Source organism: Pseudoalteromonas sp. P1-11, assembly GCF_001399995.1.
In the GTDB taxonomy this organism is placed as follows: domain Bacteria; phylum Pseudomonadota; class Gammaproteobacteria; order Enterobacterales; family Alteromonadaceae; genus Pseudoalteromonas; species Pseudoalteromonas atlantica.
This window is the reverse complement of record NZ_LJSP01000007.1, coordinates 104,853-127,616: the sequence shown is the minus strand read 5'-3', so window position 1 is coordinate 127,616 and position 22,764 is coordinate 104,853. Positions and strand designations below refer to the sequence as shown.

16 protein-coding genes and 1 pseudogene are annotated in these 22,764 nt (G+C 41.5%); 9 read left to right on the top strand and 8 right to left on the bottom strand.

The features are described 5' to 3' along the window. Positions 1–6 precede the first annotated feature (6 nt). The 5 genes from AN390_RS13665 (at position 7) to AN390_RS13645 (ending at position 8,359) form a co-directional block, all read left to right on the top strand. Complete coding sequence (locus AN390_RS13665; RefSeq protein ID WP_055255071.1) at positions 7–645, top strand: ATP-binding cassette domain-containing protein; 639 nt, start codon at positions 7–9, stop codon at positions 643–645. Positions 646–672: 27 nt separating this feature from the next. Continuing rightward, positions 673–1,317: a CDP-alcohol phosphatidyltransferase family protein gene (locus AN390_RS13660; protein WP_054981733.1), complete on the top strand. Its 645-nt coding sequence runs from the start codon at positions 673–675 to the stop codon at positions 1,315–1,317. Beyond that, complete coding sequence (locus tag AN390_RS13655; protein ID WP_055255069.1) at positions 1,310–2,101, top strand: sterol desaturase family protein; 792 nt, start codon at positions 1,310–1,312, stop codon at positions 2,099–2,101. Before AN390_RS13660 ends, AN390_RS13655 begins: the two co-directional genes overlap by 8 nt. Before the next feature lie 597 nt (positions 2,102–2,698). Then, entirely contained in the window at positions 2,699–5,359 is a 2,661-nt protein-coding gene (locus AN390_RS13650) for a glycoside hydrolase family 16 protein (protein ID WP_055255067.1), read from the top strand. A gap of 66 nt (positions 5,360–5,425) precedes the next feature. Beyond that, a complete protein-coding gene (locus tag AN390_RS13645) occupies positions 5,426–8,359 on the top strand; it encodes a TonB-dependent receptor (protein ID WP_055255065.1) in 2,934 nt (977 codons plus the stop codon). Positions 8,360–8,410: 51 nt separating this feature from the next. Here the strand turns inward: AN390_RS13645 and AN390_RS13640 are convergent, their stop codons facing one another. The 7 genes and pseudogenes from AN390_RS13640 to AN390_RS13610 all read right to left on the bottom strand — a co-directional run bounded on the left by AN390_RS13640 (position 8,411) and on the right by AN390_RS13610 (position 15,049). Beyond that, entirely contained in the window at positions 8,411–9,820 is a 1,410-nt protein-coding gene (locus tag AN390_RS13640; protein ID WP_236695105.1) for a S41 family peptidase, read from the bottom strand. 168 nt (positions 9,821–9,988) lie between these two features. Then, a complete protein-coding gene (locus AN390_RS13635; RefSeq protein ID WP_055255063.1) occupies positions 9,989–10,288 on the bottom strand; it encodes a hypothetical protein in 300 nt (99 codons plus the stop codon). A 481-nt stretch (positions 10,289–10,769) separates the two neighbouring features. Next, positions 10,770–11,136 (bottom strand): annotated as a pseudogene (locus AN390_RS13630) (hypothetical protein). Positions 11,137–11,185: 49 nt separating this feature from the next. Further along, complete coding sequence (locus tag AN390_RS13625) at positions 11,186–11,770, bottom strand: DUF998 domain-containing protein (protein WP_055255061.1); 585 nt, start codon at positions 11,768–11,770, stop codon at positions 11,186–11,188. A gap of 101 nt (positions 11,771–11,871) precedes the next feature. After that, a complete protein-coding gene (locus AN390_RS13620) occupies positions 11,872–12,420 on the bottom strand; it encodes a GNAT family N-acetyltransferase (protein WP_055255060.1) in 549 nt (182 codons plus the stop codon). 106 nt (positions 12,421–12,526) lie between these two features. Next, positions 12,527–13,093, bottom strand: a complete 567-nt coding sequence (locus tag AN390_RS13615) for a hypothetical protein (RefSeq protein WP_055255058.1) — start codon at positions 13,091–13,093, stop codon at positions 12,527–12,529. Between the two features lie 435 nt (positions 13,094–13,528). Further along, positions 13,529–15,049 carry an aldehyde dehydrogenase family protein gene (locus AN390_RS13610; RefSeq protein WP_024032776.1) on the bottom strand — a complete coding sequence of 507 codons (1,521 nt, stop codon included), beginning with the start codon at positions 15,047–15,049 and terminating at the stop codon, positions 13,529–13,531. A gap of 172 nt (positions 15,050–15,221) precedes the next feature. On the opposite strand from AN390_RS13610, the gene AN390_RS13605 reads away from it, so the two are divergent. Further along, entirely contained in the window at positions 15,222–16,118 is an 897-nt protein-coding gene (locus tag AN390_RS13605) for an AraC family transcriptional regulator (RefSeq protein ID WP_029772295.1), read from the top strand. A 79-nt stretch (positions 16,119–16,197) separates the two neighbouring features. Next, positions 16,198–17,229, top strand: coding sequence for a LacI family DNA-binding transcriptional regulator (locus AN390_RS13600; RefSeq protein ID WP_055255056.1), 1,032 nt, complete (start codon positions 16,198–16,200; stop codon positions 17,227–17,229). A 73-nt stretch (positions 17,230–17,302) separates the two neighbouring features. Here the strand turns inward: AN390_RS13600 and gtfA are convergent, their stop codons facing one another. Then, positions 17,303–18,775 carry a sucrose phosphorylase gene (gene gtfA / locus AN390_RS13595; protein ID WP_095206589.1) on the bottom strand — a complete coding sequence of 491 codons (1,473 nt, stop codon included), beginning with the start codon at positions 18,773–18,775 and terminating at the stop codon, positions 17,303–17,305. A gap of 173 nt (positions 18,776–18,948) precedes the next feature. Here gtfA and AN390_RS13590 point away from each other — a divergent pair, with 173 nt between their 5' ends. Together AN390_RS13590 and AN390_RS13585 are read left to right on the top strand one after the other, a co-directional pair. Further along, positions 18,949–20,166, top strand: a complete 1,218-nt coding sequence (locus AN390_RS13590) for a sugar MFS transporter (protein ID WP_055255054.1) — start codon at positions 18,949–18,951, stop codon at positions 20,164–20,166. A gap of 163 nt (positions 20,167–20,329) precedes the next feature. Next, the gene (locus tag AN390_RS13585) at positions 20,330–22,720 is read left to right on the top strand and encodes a TonB-dependent receptor domain-containing protein (protein ID WP_055255052.1); all 2,391 of its coding nucleotides are present in this window, start codon (positions 20,330–20,332) and stop codon (positions 22,718–22,720) included. Positions 22,721–22,764 lie beyond the last annotated feature (44 nt).

Genomic DNA, 22,764 nt, shown 5'->3' with positions numbered 1-22,764 from the left:
TTTTTAATGCAGTCATCTTTAGAGATTAAAAATTGTGAGCTTTATCGTCAAAACCAGCAATTACTTAGCTTAAACGAGCAGGTAAAAGGCGGCGAAATACTCACTGTTATGGGGCCATCAGGCAGTGGTAAATCAAGTTTATTAAATTGGCTTACCTGCACATTACCCAGTAGTTTTAGCGCAAATGGCGAAGTGTGGCTTAACGGCGAAAATATTAATAACTTACCCGCACATTTACGCCACATAGGCGTGCTTTATCAAGATGCGTTATTATTTTCGCATTTATCGGTAAGCGGTAACATTGCCTTTGCTATGCCTAAAGGCAATAAAAAACAGCGCCTTGAAAAAATAGAGCACGCCCTTGAACAAATTGGATTAAAAGGCATGGCTAATCGCCACCCCGACAACCTCTCTGGTGGGCAACAAGCCCGCGTTGCTTTATTGCGTATGCTATTGAGCGAGCCAAAAGCCATTTTACTTGATGAGCCCTTTAGCAAGCTCGACACCCAATTAAGAGTAGATACGCGCGAGCTAGTATTTAGCCAAATACGCGAGCATAAATTGCCCGCTATTATGGTAACCCACGATCATAGCGATGCAGAGGCCGCAAATGGCAAACTGATCACCTTAAATTTAGCCAAATAAACGCACAAAAAGTACAAGGCACCAAGCATGTTAGACAAATACATCACCCCAGTAATAAAGCCACTGTTAACCCCTGTTGTAGCGTTAATGCACAAACGCGGTATAACGCCCGACCAACTTACTGTGGCTGGCTTTTTAATAGGCCTATTAGCTGTGCCATTAATTGCGTATGAAATGTGGTACGCAGCGTTAACGGCTATTGCTTTAAATCGTATTTTAGATGGGCTAGATGGTGCATTAGCACGCCATGCAAATTTAAGTTCAAGCGCTGGCGGCTTTTTAGATATTACCCTCGACTTTTTATTTTATGCGGCAATTCCGCTTGGCTTTATTTTGGCAAACCCCGAGCAAAACGCCATTGCAGGTAGCATATTACTGGCCACCTTTATAGGCACTGGCTCAAGCTTTTTAGCCTTTGCCATAGCCGCCGAAAAATTTAAGCTCGAAAAACCCCAGTTTAAATACAAAAGCTTTTACTATTTAAATGGTTTAACCGAAGGCACAGAAACCATCGCGCTGTTTATTGCCTTTTGTATTTGGCCGCAGCACTTTGCCCTAATGGCGAGTATTTTTGCCACTGCGTGCGCTATTACTATTTTTACACGTATACATGGTGGGTATAACACGCTTAAACGCCAAGAAGCTGATGAGGTTAAACAAACCAATGAGTAATGAAATTTGGTGGCGATTAGGGTTCTTTTTTAGCATTTTGGTTATTATGATGCTGCTAGAATTGCGTATGCCTGCCCGTAAATCGCCGATAAAAAGTACCACCCGGTGGTTGGCCAATTTTGGACTGGTGTTTGCTTCATCATTAATTGCTCGCTTAAGTGTGCCAATAGGCTTAACTGCCGTAGCGCTTTATAACCAAGAGCACGGTATCGGTTTATTTAATCAAATAGCTACACCAAGTAGTGTTGCTATTATTTTAAGCATATTACTGCTTGATATACTTATTTATTGGCAGCACCGGCTTTTTCATCAAGTGCCTATTTTGTGGCGCTTGCACCGTGTGCACCACGCCGATGCCCATGTAGATACCAGCACAGGTTTGCGTTTTCACCCTATCGAAATTGTGCTCAGTATAGTTATAAAATTGATTGCCGTTACCGCTTTAGGAGTACCTGCTATTGCTGTATTAATATTTGAAATAGCACTTAATGGATTAGCGCTGTTTAACCACGCCAATATACGTTTACCCAATGCAATAGAAAAACCACTTCGGCTCATATTAATGACCCAAATACTGCACCGTATTCATCATAGCCAGCGCGTGAGCGAAACCAATTCAAATTATGGATTTAGCGTTATTTGGTGGGATAAACTGTTTGGTAGTTACAAAAATGAAGCGCAAAAAGCCGATAACGACATAGATATAGGCTTAAAAGAATACCCTAACCCGCAGCAAAACGCCTCGCTGTGGGGCTTGCTAATTATGCCGTTTAAACGTAAATAAGCTGCCGTTTCAAGTGGCTAAAATACTATTAAAATAAACAATAAATTAAGAGGTAAATGCGTATTTAAATTTACACATTTACCTTATTAAATCCCGCCAAAGCCTTACTCCCTATAATTTAACCTTTACAAGCTAAGCGCTTTAAAGGGTTTACTAACCTATTGAATGCTATACCACTTTCACTTTATTTTTAACTTTCGTTTTTTGTAAAAAAGCAAAATTACACGCCATATAGTTAGCCTAATGCAGGTAAATCATCGCAATTAGCGCTAAACGTAATTGCTACAGGTATCTTAAATATTTACCAATTAAGTAAAATATTAATAGATGTATTAAAAATGCAACATTACAAATAATGTAAGCTGTTAAATTTATTAGCGATTTAGTTAATAATCCCAATTGGTAAACTGGTCTTACCGTAAACTAAATGTAAATAAAACACACAAATATGTTGACCATTTACGTAGTGCGCAATATTATTTGTAAGCGCTTACAAAAACACATGGTAAATGTAAGCGCTTACAAAAATAAATATGGTTCTTTTTAATAAGTTTAAACACACATTCTGACAACAATCTGTGAAACCGGGGTTCAGCTATGAACATTGAAAAAACACACATTGCTCGCTTACTGGCTGCTATTTCGTTAGCGTCTTTAGCTGGCTGTGGTGGCGACTCAGCCACAACATCTAATTTTGAAAATATCGACGCTTCTGAGCCAGTTTCAGATTGGCAACTAGTATGGAGCGACGAGTTTGAAGACTCAGCCATTGATACTAATAAGTGGAACTTTGAATTAAACTGCGATGGCGGTGGTAACAACGAAAAACAATGTTACACCGATAACGAAGAAAACGCCTTTATACAAGACGGTGTGTTGAACATTGTTGCCCTACCCGCGACAGAAGGCGCTGAAAAGCCCTACACTTCTGCGCGTTTAAATACCCGTTACAATGCTGATTTTACTTATGGCCGCTTTGAAGTGCGCGCAAAGCTCCCTTCGGGGCAAGGCAGCTGGCCTGCGTTTTGGATGCTACCAACCGATGAAGAATACGGTACATGGCCACGCTCAGGCGAAATTGATGTTTTAGAATCAGTAAACCTAAAAACCGCTGACGAAGATGGCGGTGTTGAATCAAGCATTCATGGCACATTGCATTACGGCCGCGCTTGGCCAGATAACAGCTACACAGGCCAAGAGTACAAATTTCCTGAAGATAGCAACCCAGCAGATGACTTTCATACTTACGCAGTAGAGTGGCAAGAAGGTGAAATACGCTGGTACGTTGATGGCTACCTATATGCCACACAGCGCCAATCAGAAGTATTATATAATTCCAAAGGCGAAGCCGCAGGTTTGAAACATCGCGGTTGGTTTGCAGAGTATTTTGAACAAGGTTCTGGCGAGCTAGAAACTCATTGGGATAGCGCTCCTTACGATAAAGACTTTCACTTACTGTTAAATTTAGCAGTAGGCGGCGACTGGCCTGAAAACGTAAATGAGTTAGGCGTAGATGCCAGCGCATTTGAAAACGGCCAAACATTTGCAATTGACTACGTACGTGTTTATCAATGTGCATCAAACCCAGATACCGGCAAAGGGTGTGAAACTATTCGCCCAGGTTACGATAGCCTAGACGATGCCCTGCTAGAGGGCGAAGCGCCTATTCCTAGCCCGCCATCTACAGGTATTGCTACACCGTTAACTATTTTTGGCGACAGCTTTAACCCTAACTGGCCAGCATGGGATTGTTGTGGTGGCTCTACACCTGCAATTGTAAGTGATGAAGAGCAAGGCGACGTTGTTGAATTTACAATAGGCAGCGAGCCTACAGTGGTTGGTTTTATTAGCCGCGATGCGTTTATTACTGATGAAAACGGCGCTGCCACGCCTTTTGATGCATCACCTATGCTAGAAGAAGGCTACGTACGCTTTAAAATGAAAGTAACCAGCGCACCAAGCGTGCCAGACACACCTTGGTTTGTAAAACTTGAAAGCACAGAAGCCTCAACCGATGCTGATATGCCGCTTACAAGTAGCGTTGAAGGCCAAGCACCTGTAGTAGGTCAGTGGCAAACCTATACGTTTTTACTTTCTGACCTTGCTGACTTAGATTTAGATATCAGCGCAATTGACGTACTTATGGTATTTCCTGAGTGGGGCACGGGCGAAGGCGCAACCTTTTTAATTGACGACGTTGAAATTACACAAGACAACCTAGGCGCATCACCAGAGCTGACTATTTTTGAAGATGAGCAAAACCTAGCATGGCCAATGTGGGATTGCTGTGGTGGCTCAACGCCTATCGAAGTGGTAGATGATGAAGCGCACGGTGTAACCGCTGAATTTAGTATTGGTGCAGAGCCTACAGTAATGGGCTTTAACAGCCGTGTTGAAGTAGGTGGTGCAGGTGAGTCATTTGATGCAAGCAGCATTTTAGATGAAGGCGTTATACAGTTTGACTTAAAAGTAACATCTACCCCTAGCGACCCGTCAACTGCGTGGTTATTTAAAGTAGAGGCAAATGGTGCAACTTCATTTGCAGAACTTGAACTAACGCAAAGTGTTGAAGGTGTAGCGCCAGTGACTGGCGAGTGGCAAACTTATACATTTAAGTTATCAGATCTCGCTGGTGCAGGCCTTGATGTAAGTGCAATTGATGTACTTATGATTTTTCCGGCATGGGGCGCAGGTGAAGGCGCGGTTTACCGTGTAGATAACGTTAAAATTTACAACCCTAATGCAGCGCCCGTTGCCTCTGGTGAGATAAACGTATTTATAGATACAGTCGCCGATCAGTGGAGCATATGGGATTGCTGTGGTGGTTCAACACCTACAACAGAAACCGACGATGATCAGCACGGCGCAGTGGCTCAGTTTAGCATTGGTGCAACACATACTGTAATGGGCTTTTTAGCCGATGAAGACGTATCGTTTGATGCATCAGCCCTGTTAGAAAATGGCGTTGTACAGTTTGATTTAAAAGTAATAACAGCACCTTCAAACGTGGATGCACAATGGTTATTTAAAATTGAATCAATTGGCGCTTCAAGCGCAGTAGAGCTGGCATTAACGCAAAGCAATGAAGGGCAAACACCTGTTACAGGCGAATGGCAAACATACACCTTCCCTATTGGGCAACTATTTGATGCGGGCTTAGATATTAGCGCTATAAACGTGCTCATGGTATTTCCTACGTGGGATATGGGCAACGGCGCACTATACCGCATAGATAACGTGATTATCGCGAATCCATAAAAACACACTACAATAGGCGCATGGCGCCTATCGCTACACAACATTATTTTATAAAGCAGAGCTATTATGAACACATTCAATTTTAAAAAGAGCCAACTTGCGGCTTCTGTGTCTCTTATCATTGCTGCAAGCACGTTAAATACGGCCATTGCTGCCGAAGCAGACACTGCAGCATCTCCTGATGTAGAAGTTATTGAAGTAAAAGGTATTCGTGGTTCACTTATTCGTTCTATGGATATGAAACGTGATTCATCGGGCGTAGTAGATGCCATTTCAGCAGAAGAAATGGGGAAATTTCCAGATACCAATTTAGCAGAGTCATTACAACGCATTACCGGTGTATCGGTGAGCCGTGCAAACGGTGAAGGTAGCCAAATTACCGTACGTGGTTTTGGCCCAGAGTTTAACTTAATTACGCTAAACGGCCGCCAAATGCCTGGCACAGGTTATACGCGTTCGTACAACCTTGAAAACATTGCCTCAGAGGGCGTAAGTGCGCTAGAAGTATTTAAAACAGCGCGCGCCGATGTACCAAGCGGTGGTTTAGGTGCTACGGTAAACATTTCTACTGCGCGCCCTTTTCAAAAGCCTGGTCAAAATTTTTCAGCCACGGTTAAAGCAAATCACGACTCATCAAACGAAGCCGGTGATGATGTAACCCCAGAGCTTTCTGCTGTTTATAGCAACACATTTGCAGATGACAGATTTGGTTTTGGTTTTTCGTTTTCGCACCAAGAACGCGACTTTCAAAAACAACGCGCCAATATTCAAGGTTGGCAAGCCAATGTTGATTTACCTGAATTAGATAGCAGTAACGTTGTTGATAACCGTACTGACCCATCAGGTAACTACTACTTCCCTAAAGACATGAACTACTCTATTGAAGATGTAGAGCGTGAACGTACTAACGGCCAAGTTACTTTTCAATTTGAACCGGTTGATGGCTTTGTAGCCACCTTAGATTACACAGCAAGTAAAGCGGTTACGGGCTCTGAAAGTATTGGTTGGGGTATTTGGAACGACTTTGGTAGCAATATTAATGGCTACGAGCTTGATGAAAACGGCACCGCTGTTTATGCCGATATTAGCGGTAACGATGCCTCGTTTACAGCCAATAAAGGCACCACAGAAGTAAAAGCACGCTCTATTGGTTTAAACCTAGAGTGGGAAATTAACGACACGTGGCACGTTGAGCTTGATTACCATGACTCTAAAAATGAAACCGATAACGGCGCCGATGACGGGCTAGGCAGTACCGGCCAAGTGATTTTAGGCTCTGATCAGCTAGCAAATAAAATTTACGATTACCGCACAGGCGAAATCCCAAGTGCTCAAGTTAACTGGTTAAACGGCACAAGCGAATTAACGCCAGGCGAAATTGACTCTAACTTTAGCCAATTTACGCACTCGCCGGGTGAATCAAACATTGAGCAATTACAATTACATACCACTTGGTACAATGAAAACTATGATATTGGCCTAGTTAAAGTAAAATTTGGTGCATCGCGCACTGAGCAAAACACCGGTGGTTACACTGCATGGAGTGGTTTAGTAGGTGGCCCTGGTTTTAACCCATCTTACACAGAAATATTCCCAGACAGCATGTTTACTCGCCACGATACGTCGGGCCTTTTAGATCAATTTGATGGTGGCGGCAGCAACTTACAACCAGGTTACTACTACACCTACGATTTTGACGAAGCAGTGGCTCGCCAAATGGCTTACCTAACTTCTGATGTAACCGGTGGCGATGCATACGCCGCCAATGCTTACATGGATGGTATTGATAGCGAAAGCTACGTAGAAGAAATTACAAACAGCTTTTATATTCAATCAAGCTGGGAGTTTGATGTAAGCGATTACTACGTAAAAGTAAACGCAGGCCTGCGCTACGAGCAAACAGATGTAACCAGCACAGTACGCCAGCGTGTTGAAGAACAAGTAAACTGGATCAGCGCCTCAGAGTGGATAATGCAATATGCAGCCGGCGGCGATGATAACTTCTTAGAGCAGCAAGGCGATTACGACATATTATTACCGTCAATCGATGTAAGTGTTGATTTAACCGAAGACGTTGTAGCCCGTGTTTCATGGGGTAAAACTATGTCGCGTGCACCACTGGGTGATTTAGCCGGTGGCCGTAGCTTAACAGGCAGCCCAAAACCTGGCTCGCGCACGGGTAGCCAAGGTAATACAAATTTATTGCCGTTTGAATCAACCAATCTCGACTTATCATTAGAGTATTACTACGCAGAAGGCAGCTATGCCTCTGTTGGTTACTTTAAAAAAGACGTAGATAACTTTATTCAAACCACCATTACGCAAACCACGATTGAAGGCCTATACGACATTTTAAACGGCCCGCGTTACTTACAAGCAGTTAGCGATATTGAATCGCGCGGCGAGCAAGCAACCACCGATGCTATTTTTGCGCAAATGATTAGCAATGGTTATGGCAATGCGAATGGCGTCATTGAGCCAAATAGCGATGACCCACTTATGGTATGGAACATAAGCCAACCACAAAACACCGACAGCAAATCGGTAGATGGTTTTGAAGTGGCTGTTCAGCACTTAATTGGCGAAACTGGTTTTGGTGTAGGTGTTAACGCCACGTTTGTAGATGGCGATGTAGAATTTGATAGCGAAAGCCTAGACCAACAAGCGCCGCTTACAGGTTTAAGTGACTCTGCTAACTTTCAAGGTTTTTACGAAAAAGACGGCCTATCAATCAAAATTACTTACGCATGGCGCGACTCGTACTTAATTGGTGTAGGCCAAGCACAAGGCTCAGCCGATGCGCCACCGCAATATGCTAAAGCCTACGGCCAATGGGATATGAGCGTTAACTACGATGTAAACGAAAACGTAACGGTATTTTTTGATGGCATAAACTTAAACAATGCCACCGAAGAAGGCTACGGCCGTTACGAAGAGCAATTTTTATTTGCTAATCAGTACGGTCCACGCTACTCAATTGGTGCCCGTTACACGTTTTAAACTATTCCCTAGTTAGAATAGTTAAGCCGCTTGTTACAACAAGCGGCTTTTTTATAACGTTTTTATTTTCTCAAGCAATACATCAGTTGTCCAATCAATGCCGTTATATGCCACATCGGGCTTATAAAAATCCCCAGCCCCACGCGCTCTGTTTACGTATACTTTGTTAGGTACAATCACTTTCCCCAACCCTGAAGGTAAATCAGCTAAACGTACCTCCATGTACATAGAATCAGCACTACTTGGCGCACCGAATAACGTGGTATTTTCAAAAAGCTTAAACTTATCAAGCGCATCTAAACAAGCACTGGCGCACTGCGGCGGAACAATAACAAACACCTTGGTTTTAAAGTCACTAGTTAAAGGCTTTTGAGGTATGTTGTTTGGCGTATTGGTTTCTTGCTCTACATAAAATGGATCACCACTTTTAAGTGATAAAGCCATACCCGCAGCTGTGATTTTAAATATTTTCAATAATTCAGGCTGATTTTTTACAACCTCTAATAAAGACACTACATGGTCGGTATTATCCTTTGATGCTCTCCACCACACTTGCGTGTTTTGAGAAGTATTATTTACTTTTTGTTCTACTATTTTTTTGCCCCATAGTTCTTTGGCTATTTGTGAGCTCCAATAAGATGAGCCACCTTGGTTATGGCGCAAATCTAACACCACGGCTTTTGCAGTAAGTAACTTACTACGCTGCTGTTGTATTTTTTCAAACACTTTATTGTAGGCAGCAGTTTGCTTTTCGGTTGATGAAAAGCTAGGCATAGCAATCCACGCAATGTTTTTTTCAGGCCAAGTTAAATCAATAGGGAGTTCATCACCGTTGTAGGCATTTTCTAAATGCTTACTGACTGACTTAGGCCTTACAGACCAATTTAATACGTGTGTATAGGTATCGCCATTGGCTTTAACAAATTCGCATTCTTTTAAAGGAGTTAAAAATGGGTTGCCCTCGTCAATGAGTAACCGCCAACCTTGCTGCCACCAATGGCCAGGTTGTGCAACTTGCCCATAAAACTTAAACACTCTCTCACGTATTAAGGTGTCGGTGCTTTGCCCATCACATTGGCTTACAACGTCGCCTTTGCTAATACTTTTGTTTTCACTGTAATACACTTTTAGCGCATCACCTCGCCACACAGTTCTAAAGCCCGGCCAGCGGCGCGCGGGTCTATCTACGCTTGAAAACGCCCCCGCGTGGCCATCTTGTAAAATAGTGCTAAAACGAGAAATTGCCGCTGCATGAACCTGCGGCCCACTCGCTTGAGCCGACAATGTAAGTGCTTCTGCTTTTGCTTTTTTTAATAAGTCAGGGAACGTGGGGTTGTTAGCATCAAACATACCTGGGTGATTTTGTGCTGTAATGTTGTAAGCAGCTTGAATATCATTTTCTATTACTGTTCGCCACTGCTCATCCGTTTGCGGTGACACAGCGGTGTTAGCAAAACCCATAAAAGATACAATAAAGCTGCTAGTAGAAATAGTGAGCATAGATATTTTAACCATCATTCAAATCCTTTTGTTGTAGTTTTTTAATAGTTAAAACTGGAAACTATTGATGCCGTTTAACTTAGCACACACTTAAAATAATTATGCCTAAATGCCAGCTCTAGAGATTGTTTAATGCTTGAGTAGACGAATCCATTCATCGGGGTTTGCTAAAATAAAGTCATAAGTATCTTCTTTATCTAAAGTGATTGTTATTGCATCGCTTGTTAGTGGTAAAATGCCTGCACCTCTCCCTGCTGACTTTTCAATTTTTACGATTGCGCTTCGTGTAAAAGTATAAGGCCCTAAACCAGCACTTTCATTGTATGGCTCAAAACGTACCTCACCTTGCGTTACATAAAATTTACCATCGGCTTTTGCAACACCACCTTGATACGTAGCTGTAGATGATTTGAGTATTTTATTGTTCATTTGGCTTTCCTGCTAATTAATTTACGTCAATAAAATGTATTCACTTTAATAAGTTATATAGCTTTATACTTTAAGGCAATCAATTTGTACCCAAAAAGCAAGTTATAATGACACGTACTTTATTTAGCCAATTAGAATCTAGGCTTCGAAAGATGTAAAGTTTAAAATGGGTGTTTTGTTAATTCTTTCTCTGAATTTTTTTAACTAAAGGCACTATCGCTAAAGCTAGCAATACGGCAAGAAAAAAGCTCACAAACGTATTACCAAACACCCATCTAAAAAAGGTTCCTGAAAGAGACAAAACAAAAGCTGACCAAAGCCATGGATTTATATTCTGCATACTATCTAGAGCACCTCATAACACCCTGCTTAGGGGCGCAAACACATGGGCTATAATTTGGATCGAAGCGACGCTGCCCATGTGTATGCATCCTAGCGAACGAAGTGAGTGTGTTGATTGGGTTATTAGGTACGTGCATATTTAAACCACTACCCTAGGGGCTTTACCATGAAAGCCCAAGTATAATTTTTTGAGATTGTCTGGCACGAGAGGCCAGCCACGCTCAATACCTTCTTTTGTACCTTTCCAGAATAAGTGCTCTGTATAATATACATCTATGTATTCGAATTCTACTTTGGTTGCAGTATCCAGTTTTTCGCTCATGTACTGCAACTGTTCTAATGCTTCTTCTAAATTACCTTTGGTTAAACAAAATGGTTGTCAAATTTGCGAACTCTTCCATTAGGAATGTGGGTGCCCATTTTTCATGTTTTTCCATGAGAGGCACAACGTCAGGAAATTTAGTGCGGATTTCTTTTAAGAACTGTCTTATCTCTGATTTGGCCATTAATTTCTCAGAAGCACCTAACTTTAAACTAAGGGGTATAAGCATGGCGCTATAATGCCGAAGGCGCGCCGTGTTTGTGCCCCCTAGAGTGCTTTGTTAGCTGCCATGCTGCATAACCAAACCACCCCATTGTTGGGACTGCCCATAACCTTTGTACTAAGCCATTATAGGATTGCGGGATAAAACCAGCATATATTAACCAAAACATCAGTACATGGATTAAAGCCAGTAAGACACAATATATTTCGAACTTTGAAGAATTAATTATGTTCTTAAACTCAAGTGCTGCACAAACTGGAATTAGGATCATGAATATTGATAAGTTATACAGAAGATGAAGAGGTGACTCTAATGTCCAAATACCTGCACTAATCATGCTACAGCCGAGTAAAAATGTAGTAAGTGTTGCTACAGAGAATTTGTAAGGGCTCATTTTAAATAAGCCAAAAGCAAAAGTGCACATTGAAACACCGATAATTACGTCCATCGCTCTATGGGTGTAAGCAAATATAGGTGATTCTAATGCTACGTGGCTAATACTCTTCGCTAAGACATTGAATTCAGGGATGATAAACCCGATACCAATGTTGACGATAGATGCTATCCAAATAATATGAGCTTGTCTTATTGTCAATTTATTTCCTTATTTCTACTGGATGTGGCAGCTAACGCCTTGCTAAGAGGCGCGCGTTAGCGCGTCCTGTGGAGCGAAGCGGAACGTACTTAAGTAACTTGTTATAAGGCATTTCTCTGCCACGCTAATTTACTAATTTTGTATAGCACATGCTCACATTGAGGATGTGAAACTTCAATGTCTGGGTGCATAAAATTTTGGTTGCTGTTATGCATACCAATTTTTTGCATAATAGCTTTAGAACGATCATTGGCTAATGTGGTAAATGAGACCACCTCATTTAGATTTAGCGTATTGAACGCATATTTTAGAGCTTCTTCGGCAGCCTCGGTTGCGTAGCCTTTACCCCAGTAATGTTTTGATAATCGCCACCCAATTTCTACACAAGGTGAAAACGGCATTTTATTTGTAGGAGTATGCAAACCCACAAAGCCAATAAATTTATGCTGATTAGGAATTTCTATTGCCCATAAACCCCATCCTCGCTCATTGATAAGGGATAGGATTTTTCTCCCCATCTCAAAACTTTCTTCTTGGGTCTGAAGTTTTGGAAAAAATTCCATTACTTCTTTATCGTTACACATTTCAGCGAATGGAAGAAAATCATCCTCTGTCCATTGACGAAGCAGTAATCTTTCCGTTTTCAACATTCTTCGACTATGCCTTATAACGCCGTGTAAGCGGCTAATAATAGTTGGCTAAAATTTGTGAGACACGAACAAAACCAACTGTTATTTGTCCGCGTTTACAACTTTGTTATGGCTCATTACACATTATAAATGATCGAACCTCGCCGAAATACAAAGCTTCTATATCAAAGAATTTAATGAATGGATCTTCACAACCAAAACTTCGATATAAATAAACCATTTTACAAATTATACTTGCGGCTAACTTTATAATCCTATCATTATGTGACCTGTTAGCATTTTGCTCATAAGAATAACGGCTTCGCGTGAAGAGGTCTTTATTTGCAGATAATGTTTTAAGGTCTAATGAATTGAAAAGATAATGCTGAATATTTTCTGGTAAAGCTTCATACAAAACCATTAAATCATGTGCATTTGTACCTTTTGGCAAAGCCTTTTTCTTTTCAAACTCATAAGTTTCATTTATTTGGCCTTCATTGCTTTTTACCGTCGCATGAAAACTTTTAAGAATAATCTCAATACTTAGAGCACAAAAAACTGCTTGAATGCTCATTCTTTGATGAGTGGAAGAAGTGCAAATCTTGTAGTAATCATAAGCATTTTCTATCATGTACGGTCTGAAATCTATTTGTTCAATACCGTCTGTATTAGGCGAAAACTTCAAATCATTCACTGCACTTCCCTTTTTGCCATAACAACTTTGTCTAGGACATTTGTCGTTTTATAAACCGACAAATGTCCCTATATTACAATGCATTTATCTTAGCCAGCAAATAACCACCTGTAAACAACTAGTTAACTATAAAGAAATCTACGTTAATGCTGTAATGCACCTAAATGGGGGAGATCAGTAATATCCGACAATGCATAAATCACTGCACATTTTTAGAGCAACTTTTATAAAAAGTTAATATCGTAAAATCGTTTTTAACGCAGGTAATGAGTTATTAAAACGCTTAGGTTTTAACGTTTTGAACGCGGCTGGTATTGTACTTATATATTACAACACGCTTAAAGTAGCGTTGTGAGCACTGTGAATAAAAAGCGCTACAAATATGTAGCGCTCTCATTACTTAATGGTTGTTGTGTTTAAGTTTGAACTGTTTTATTAAAAAAAGCCGAGCGGATCTTCACTGTAGCTCACTAATAAATTTTTAGTTTGTTGATAGTGATCGAGTGCTAGTTTGTGTGTTTCGCGCCCTATTCCTGATTTTTTATAACCACCAAATGCAGCATGTGCTGGGTACATGTGGTAACAGTTGGTCCACACTCGGCCAGCTTCAATTTTGCGCCCCATGGTATAAGCACGGTTCATGTTTCGGCTCCACACCCCTGCGCCTAAGCCAAATTCTGAGCTGTTGGCAAGTTCGAGTGCTTCAGCTTCATCTTTAAAGGTCGACATAGAAATAACAGGGCCAAAAATTTCTTCTTGGAACACACGCATGTCGTTTGTACCTTTAAGCAGTGTAGGTTGTATGTAATAACCACCATTTAAATCGTCATTTAGCTGCTCTACGTTTCCGCCGGTGAGTACTTCAGCGCCTTCTTTTTTACCTATGTCTATGTAACTAAGTATTTTATCAAACTGTGCTTTTGAAGCTTGAGCGCCCACCATGGTTTCGCTGTCGAGTGGGTTACCGCGTTTAATTTGTTGGGTACGTTCGAGTATGCGCTCAATAAACTGCTCGTATATATCTTCTTGAATAAACAATCTTGATGGACAGGTACATACTTCGCCCTGGTTAAAGTAAGCAAGCACGGCGCCTTCTATGGCTTTTGATAAAAACGCGTCGTCTTTTTCCATTACATCATTAAAAAATATATTGGGCGATTTACCGCCAAGCTCTACCGTTGAGGGAATAATGTTTTCAGCAGCACATTTTAAAATATGTGAGCCGACAGGTGTAGAGCCTGTAAATGCAATTTTAGCAATGCGTTTGCTTGTGGCCAGTGCTTCGCCTGCTTCTTTACCAAACCCATTTACAATATTGAGCACGCCTGCAGGCAGTAAGTCACCAATAATGTCCATTAAAACTAAAATAGATGCTGGAGTTTGTTCGGCTGGTTTTAGTACCACACAGTTACCTGCAGCAAGTGCCGGTGCAAGTTTCCATGCGGCCATTAAAATAGGGAAGTTCCACGGGATAATTTGCCCAACCACACCTAACGGTTCGTGAAAATGATATGCCACCGTGGTTTCGTCAATTTCGCCAATACTGCCATCTTGCGAGCGCAGGCACCCTGCAAAGTAGCGAAAATGATCGGCCGCGAGCGGAATATCAGCCGCGAGTGTTTCGCGAATGGCTTTACCGTTATCCCATGTTTCGGCAACAGCTAGTAGCTCTAGGTTTTGCTCAATTCGGTCGGCTATTTTTAAAAGTATATTACTGCGCTCGGTCACCGAGGTTGTGCCCCACTGCTCTCGCACTGCATGCGCTTTGTCGAGTGCTAGGTTTATATCGTCTTTGTCGGAGCGAGGTATTTGGCAAAATACCTTACCATTTACTGGGCTTATATTATCAAAGTATTGGCCGTTTACAGGTTTTACCCACTCCCCGCCAATGTAATTACCGTATTGTTGTTTAAAATTTACGAGTGCGCCGTCGCTACCTGGATTTGCGTATATCATGTGTGTGCTCTCTTTATTGTTGTTAGCTAAAGGTCGAACATTTATATAAAACAAAATGCTTTATATTTAATCAGTGTTGTTTGACATTAGCCTAACGAGCACCTAAAAACTTGATTAGCTGTCCACAAAAGTTGTCTGAGAGTCCACACTAATAAAAATTTAAAGGATTGATATGCACACATCTCAGTTAAACAAAAAACGCCAACAACTTGATGTTTTAATAGAAAATAAAGTGACATTTGCAGCAGATAACAGCGAGTTGAGCATTTACGACACGTACCAACGCGCACAAAAGGTGGCACTGCATTCAAAGGAGTTACTGTTTTGTGCCATGCTCAGCGGTAAAAAAGTAATGCACGTAGAAAGTAGCCAATACCATAAAGCATTTTTACCCCACGAGTCGTTTGTATTAGCGCCAGAGCAAGGTGTATTAATTGATTTTCCACAGGCATCAATGCACGCCCCAACCACTTGTTTAGCAATTGAAATAAGCAAAGATAAAATAAACGCTGTGGCAAATGCGCTTAACATGCAGCAAAGCTTTGCACACGATGGCGACTTATTCGAGTATGTTCCACAATTGGTACACAGCCAACATAATAGCCAAATACAGCAATTATTAGAGCGCATGGTACATTTATTTAGCGAACCAGGCGCACAGCGACATTACTTAATTGACTTGTCGTTAAACGAATTGATCACCCGGTTGTTACAACAACAAAGTCGCGACTTATTACTCGCTAATAGCGATAAACCACGCCTTAAAACAAAAATAAGCGATGCACTGCTTTATATTGAAGAGCACTTAAACGAAACGCTCGACATAAATACCTTGTGCAAAATAGCCTGCATGAGCCGCAGTAAGTTTTATCAGCAGTTTAAACTGGCATTTGGCACTACCCCAGCCCTTTGGCAGCAACAATTAAGACTTAAAAAAGCGCGCAATCAATTACTGCAAGGCCATGCAATTAGCCAAGTCTGCTTTGATGTTGGGTTTAATAGCGCGAGCCACTTTAGTCGTGTATTTAAACAAACCTTTGGTATTGCGCCTAAAGAGTGCCGGCATTAAGGCTAAAACCTTATTTTTTACTTTGCTAACGCCCTGAATATGTTAGTTTATTAACATGAGTATTGAGTAAAGAATTGGTATGAGTAAGCAAACCCGCTGGACCCTAAAAAGTATTGCTAAAGAGTTAGGTGTATCTAACGCAACAGTCTCTAATGCGTTTAACCGCCCTGATCAGCTATCGGCTAAACGCCGAGACGATATTCTTGCAGCGTGCAAAACCTTGGGCTATTACGGGCCCAATAAAGCCGCGCAATCGCTTCGCAGTGGTACATTTAACATTGTGGCGTTAGTGCTGCCAGATAGCGTGGAATATATGGTGTCGGACCCTGTGGCCAGCAGCTTTATGCGTGGTGTAACCTCGGTGCTTGAAAAAAACGGCATTAATGTTTTATTGTTTTCAGGAAATAGCGATAACCTTAACAGTGTGGTCGACTTTGTTGATGGCTTTATTTGTTATGGCCGCCCTCGAAATCACGCATTAGTAGAGCAGTTAAAAACGGTCTCTAAACATGTGGTAACTATTGATTTTGATATAGCCCGCAATGCCTCAGTAAATATTAATAACGAGCAAGCAAGTTACGAAATAGCCAAGCATGTTTTAAAAAATCAAAGCGACAAAGTCGCTATTTTAGGCTTAAGATTACTTGATGAAAACGTATTGTGCCGCGTATATGAGCATCACGAATTTGAAACAGGGCAATCTATTTCGCACCAACGTTTACGGGGTTATCAACGTGCTTTAAGTGAGGCAAATATAACCGTAGCTGATGACCGCATTTGGAATATACCTGAGAGCAGCGAGCGTTTTGCTAACATTGCCGCTAAAGAGGTGTTGAGTGCCTCCCCTCGCCCTAACGTTATAATTTGTATGAGTGATTTAATTGCCCTTGCCACCATGCGAGAAGCGATAAAACAAGGCATAAAAATAGGTGAAGAACTGCGTATTGTCGGCTTTGATGGAATAGACGAAGCCGCTCGTTTTGTGCCGCGCCTAACCACTATTCATCAAAACAGCCAAGAAAAAGGCGTAATTGCCGCCGAACTATTTATATCTAAAGAAGAAAAAATATGTGATGTAAGTTACGAGCTAGATATTGGCGCAAGTGGTTAATAGGTTATGTTAAAAAGGATTGGGTAAACAAAAGCCAAGCTTTTGAGCTTGGCTTTTATGTTTTAAAGGCGTGTTAGGCTAACAATGCGTTTAAACTTATCGTTGTTTCTTCATCACCATTTACTTGAGTAATAAGCGCGTCTCGTGTTTTAAAATTAACACTTAATGCAATAGACTTATCTTCTAGTTGCCACGTTAAACAACATATTCCCTGGGTGCCGTGAGCACTAAACTCTCCTGCAAAAGCGGGGTGTTCATTACGTAATTTAATGAGCTCTATTAAACCTTTTACTACAGGTTTATTGAGTGCGTGCTCAATTGTTTCACTATTTAAATACGGGCGGTTAATATCACGGCCCACATTGGTACGCGCAAGTAAATCCATATCGTTTTCGCAGGCAAATAAACCACCGTAGTACACTTGCGGCACACCGGGGGCAAAAAACTGTATGGCACGCGAAATCAAATAATCTAAATCGTTAGCGCCTAATGCATTGTAATACGTGCAATTTACTTGGTATAAATCAACATTACTGGCAGCAGCACCCGTAGCTTGGCGGCTTTGGTTGTTACTGTTGGCATGCATGGTTTCTACAAGGGTATCTATTTGCTGTGCATTTAATAGCCCTGGCTTGTCGCCCATTGGGCCTGCATCAATAATGCCTATGCCGTCGTGCGTATCAAGTACCGTTAAACAGTTGCGTGGTGAAATTTGTAACCATTTAAGTAATGCATCTACATCGTTATTAAATAAGCTATGTAAAATAAGCGGCGGTAATGCAAAGTCGTAAACCATGTTTACACGCTTTGCTACTTCTACTTGTGTTTGGTAGTGGCTATGAATTTCAGCAATGGTTTCCATGCCAAGCTCGTTTGCTTGCTTTGACAAGTTATCTAGGTAGCCAAAGGTTTCATCTAGCATAAAACAGTTTGTACCGGCTTGTTTAATTGCGTAACCCGCTGCATCTAAACGAATAATATTTACGTTATTTTCAGAAAACTTAGTTAATACGTTATTTAAATACGCAATACCCGCTTCAACTTTTACGTTTATATCAATTTGGTTATCGGTAAACGTGGTCCAAAAGTCATACGTTTGACCATCGCCACACTGCATTGGCGTAAAACAGCTACCGGGGCGCGGGCGATAAATTGCTTGTTGCTCAGCTTCGCTCATACCATTTGGAAAAACATCTTCTTTTGTTAAAAACAAATCCCAAAATTCTGATTGCTTGCCTTTAGCTAGCACATCTTGAAACTGATAAGACTGCGCCGATACATGGTTAACGATTAAATCAGCCATTAGATCATGGTTTTCACCCAGTGCTTGAATATCAGCCCATGTACCAATGCGAGAATCTACTTCGCTGTGATCAATCGGGTCAAAGCCCGCATCGCTTCCATCAATAGGATTATAAAAAGGTAAAAGGTGCACACCACCAAATACGCCCTTCAGAGGACCTTTTAACAATGTTGTAAGTGCGTTTATATCTTGACCTGTGATTCGATCAGCATATGTGATCAATTGAACTTTATTCTTCATCATGTGTGATTACCAAGTTGAAACTTAATCGATTAAGATATATCTTTAACTAGCACGTACAATTTTACAAGTAATTTTTAAATATTTTACATACAAAAGTTGTGGCAAAGGTAATACTAACTAGAGTAAGTGATTGAGTTATTACTATAACTTGAGCCACAACGAGGAAAAATCACATGACGAATTTACACACACACTCGCAAAGCGACCCAATGCAGCGCATACGAATACTCACTTACATGATGTTTTTTATGTTTGCGATGACCTCAGATGCAGTAGGTATGATCATCCCTGAACTAATCACAGAGTTTGGTTTAAGTATGACCCAAGCCAGTGCTTTTCATTATGCACCTATGGCACTCATTGCCTTTAGTGGCTTGTTTTTAGGCTTCTTAGCCGACAGCCTAGGCCGTAAACAAACCATAATGCTAGGCTTACTAATTTTCTCGCTCAGCTGTTTTTTGTTTGCCTTTAGCAATAGCTTTTCGGTGTTTTTGATTTTGCTGTGCTGTATAGGGCTTGCCATTGGTTTATTTAAAACCGGCGCACTAGCGCTACTTGGCGATATATCTGCAAGTAACGCAGAGCACACTAAAACCATGAACAAAGTAGAAGGCTTTTTTGGTATTGGTGCCATCGTTGGCCCTGCGCTGGTAGGCGTACTGCTTACCCAAAACGTGAGCTGGACTTACCTGTACATTATTGCCGGCGTTATGTGTTTAATTTTAGCGTTAATGGCATGGCGCGCCGACTACCCAAGTGTTGTTAAAAGCACAGAAAAGCCCGCTTCACTTGCCACCACCATGAAAATGATTAAAAACCCGTATGCACTTGGTTTTTCGTTGGCTATTGCATTATATGTGGCTACCGAGGTTGCTATTTACGTGTGGATGCCAACACTTTTAAAAGATTACACAGGCTCGTGGCCTTTATTTGCAACCTACGCACTTACTATATTTTTTGTATTACGTGCTGCTGGACGCTTTATTGCTGTATGGCTTTTAAATCACTTTAGCTGGCAAGGGGTCATGGCTTATTTAAGCTTAGGCATCGCGCTGTGTTATGTAGGCACTTTGGTAGGCGGTGTTGATTGGGCGGTAGGCTTGCTTCCGCTTTCGGGTTTATTTATGTCGATGGTTTACCCTACTTTAAACTCTAAAGGTATATCGTGCTTTCCTGTTGCACAACATGGTGCAGTAGCGGGTGTTATTTTATTTTTTACCGCGCTTTCGGCCGCACTTGCGCCTTTATTTATGGGCATGATAAGTGATTACTTTGGCCACGTACGCTACGGTTTTTACTTAGCTACCGGCTTTGCTGTGATCTTATTTTTAGCCATGCTTTATAACTTTTACCGCGACCCTGCGGCAAAAGCATTAACTAAAAATGCATAAATGGCTGCTCAAGCCAGAATAAAAATACCTTTAAAATCAATATAAAAACAAAAAAATTGCAAATTACACACAAAAATAATTTGCATATTGTAAAAACTTTGTTATTTTTACTTAATCGATTAAGTAAAAATAACAAACTCACACAACACAATGAGGCGTTAACATGACAACACACCACACACCTTTATATTTAATCAGTGCCTTAGCACTTGCAGTAAGTCAAGGCGTTCATGCACAAGACGAGCAAGAAACCAAAGTGCAAGCTAAGCAAGGGCTTGAAACAATTGTTGTTACCGGTGTACCTCGCCGCACAACTATTATGGCATCGAGCTCATCAGTAAGCAGTTTATCGCTTGAGCAAGTTGAGGTATCAACACCACGCTCAACGGCTGAAGCATTTAGAATTATTCCGGGTGTTCGCGCTGAATCAACAGGCGGTGAAGGTAATGCAAATATTGCAGTGCGTGGCTTACCTGTAGCATCGGGTGGCGCTAAGTTTTTACAACTGCAAGAAGATGGTCTGCCTGTAATGCAGTTTGGTGATGTTGCCTTTGGTAACGCCGATATTTTTATGCGCCTTGATAACACAGTGCAAACAATCGAATCAATTCGTGGTGGCTCAGCCTCGACATCAGCCAGTAATGCACCTGGCGGCATAATTAACTTTATTTCTAAAAATGGCGAAAACGAATCGGGTAGCGTATCTACTACTGTTGGCCTAGATTACGACAGTGTACGCACCGACTTTGAATACGGCACCTATTTAACCGACAGCGTGCGTTTTCATGTAGGTGGCTTTGTACGCCAAGGCGAAGGCCCGCGCGAAACAGGCTACACATCAAATAAAGGTGGCCAAATTAAAGCTAACCTTACTAAAGATTTTGAAAACGGCTACGTTCGCCTTTATTACAAACACTTAGACGATAAGAGTGTTGGCTACCTTCCTATGCCAATGTACTCAAATGGTGATTCTATTGCCGGGTTTGATGCGCAATCAGATACACCGCATTCAGCATTATTTACCAAAACAGTGCGCCTAAATGGCGAAAACCAAATTAGCAGTGGCGATTTACGCGACGGCATGAACCCTAAAGTGGATGCGGTAGGTTTTGAAGCTGTATTTGATTTAGATAACGATTGGCGTATCGAAAACCGTTTTCGTAAATCGTCAATTAGCGGCAACTTTAACTCGCTTATTCCTGCTGAGGTTGGCAGCGCATCGTCTATTGCACAAAGTATTGGCGGTGTAGGCGCAACACTGAGTAACGCAAACACAGGCGAAGCATTTAATGATGAACTAGCCATGCGTATTCACACTTTTGATGTAACGCTTAATGACTTTGGCTCTATTGTTAACGACTTTAAACTAACTAAATCGTTTAGCGATGAGACTAGCCTAACCTTTGGTTACTTTGCCTCTACACAAAACATTGCTATGTCGTGGTTATGGAACTCGTACTTAATGGAGCTTAAAGGCGACAATGCGGCACTTTTAAATGTAACCGCAGCCGATGGCACTGAGTATTCAGAAAATGGTTTATATGCATACGGTACGCCTTATTGGGGTAACTGTTGTCAGCGCGATTACGACACCGAGTACGACACTCGCGCACCGTATGTTGCGTTTTCAACAAAACTTGGTGATGTAAGCATTGATGCAAGTGCCCGCTACGACAGCGGTGAAGCACGCGGTAACTACGCAGGTGCCGTAACCTCAACAGTAGATATGAACCGCGACGGTACTATTTCTATTCCTGAGCAAAACGTAGCAGGTATTGATATAGCTAATGCAAGCCCAGTAAATTACGACTGGAGCTACTCGTCTTATTCTGTAGGTGCTAACTACCAAATTGACCCAAGCCTAGCTACGTTTGCACGTATTAGTAAAGGCGGGCGCGCAAATGCAGACCGTTTATTATTTGGTAAAGTACGCAGCGACGGAAGCGTAGCTGATGAAGATGCAGTAGATGAAGTAAACCAATTTGAGATTGGTGTGAAAAAACGCTTTGATTCGTTCTCGGTATTTGCAACAGCCTTTTACGCAGAAACAGAAGAGCAAAACTTTGAAGCAACATCGCAAACCTTTTTCGACCGTGAATACGAAGCAAAAGGGATTGAGGTTGAATCAACTTACTTTATGGATGCATGGGACTTTAGAGGTAACTTTACTTGGACCGATGCTGAAATTGCAAAAGATGCGCTAACTCCTGAAGTTGTAGGTAACACACCACGTCGCCAAGCGGATTTAATTTACTCACTAATGGCGCGTTACAGCTACGATAAAGGCGCGGCAGGTGTAAGCTTTATTGGTACAACCGATGCTTATGCACAAGATAACAACGACCTTAAGTTTGACGGCTACACGCAAGTAAATGCGTTTGTAAGCTACGACTTATCAGAAAACTTAAACCTTGCGCTTAATGTAAACAACCTATTCGATACAGTAGGTATTACAGAAGCCGAAGAAGGCTCAGTACCAGAAAACGACATTATTCGTGCCCGTACTATTAACGGCCGCACTACGTCGGTTACTTTAAAATACGCTTTTAACTAAATGTGTGTATTGCGCTGCAGTGAGTCATCGCTGTAGCGCCTTTT

Bases quoted from the DNA above. Each gene is read 5' to 3' on its own strand.
- AN390_RS13665 (WP_055255071.1), top strand. From the start codon at position 7: ATGCAGTCATCTTTAGAGATTAAAAATTGTGAGCTTTATCGTCAAAAC.
- AN390_RS13660 (WP_054981733.1), top strand. From the start codon at position 673: ATGTTAGACAAATACATCACCCCAGTAATAAAGCCACTGTTAACCCCT.
- AN390_RS13655 (WP_055255069.1), top strand. From the start codon at position 1,310: ATGAGTAATGAAATTTGGTGGCGATTAGGGTTCTTTTTTAGCATTTTG.
- AN390_RS13650 (WP_055255067.1), top strand. From the start codon at position 2,699: ATGAACATTGAAAAAACACACATTGCTCGCTTACTGGCTGCTATTTCG.
- AN390_RS13645 (WP_055255065.1), top strand. From the start codon at position 5,426: ATGAACACATTCAATTTTAAAAAGAGCCAACTTGCGGCTTCTGTGTCT.
- AN390_RS13640 (WP_236695105.1), bottom strand. From the start codon at position 9,820: ATGGGTTTTGCTAACACCGCTGTGTCACCGCAAACGGATGAGCAGTGG.
- AN390_RS13635 (WP_055255063.1), bottom strand. From the start codon at position 10,288: ATGAACAATAAAATACTCAAATCATCTACAGCTACGTATCAAGGTGGT.
- AN390_RS13620 (WP_055255060.1), bottom strand. From the start codon at position 12,420: ATGTTGAAAACGGAAAGATTACTGCTTCGTCAATGGACAGAGGATGAT.
- AN390_RS13610 (WP_024032776.1), bottom strand. From the start codon at position 15,049: ATGATATACGCAAATCCAGGTAGCGACGGCGCACTCGTAAATTTTAAA.
- AN390_RS13605 (WP_029772295.1), top strand. From the start codon at position 15,222: ATGCACACATCTCAGTTAAACAAAAAACGCCAACAACTTGATGTTTTA.
- AN390_RS13600 (WP_055255056.1), top strand. From the start codon at position 16,198: ATGAGTAAGCAAACCCGCTGGACCCTAAAAAGTATTGCTAAAGAGTTA.
- gtfA (WP_095206589.1), bottom strand. From the start codon at position 18,775: ATGATGAAGAATAAAGTTCAATTGATCACATATGCTGATCGAATCACA.
- AN390_RS13590 (WP_055255054.1), top strand. From the start codon at position 18,949: ATGACGAATTTACACACACACTCGCAAAGCGACCCAATGCAGCGCATA.
- AN390_RS13585 (WP_055255052.1), top strand. From the start codon at position 20,330: ATGACAACACACCACACACCTTTATATTTAATCAGTGCCTTAGCACTT.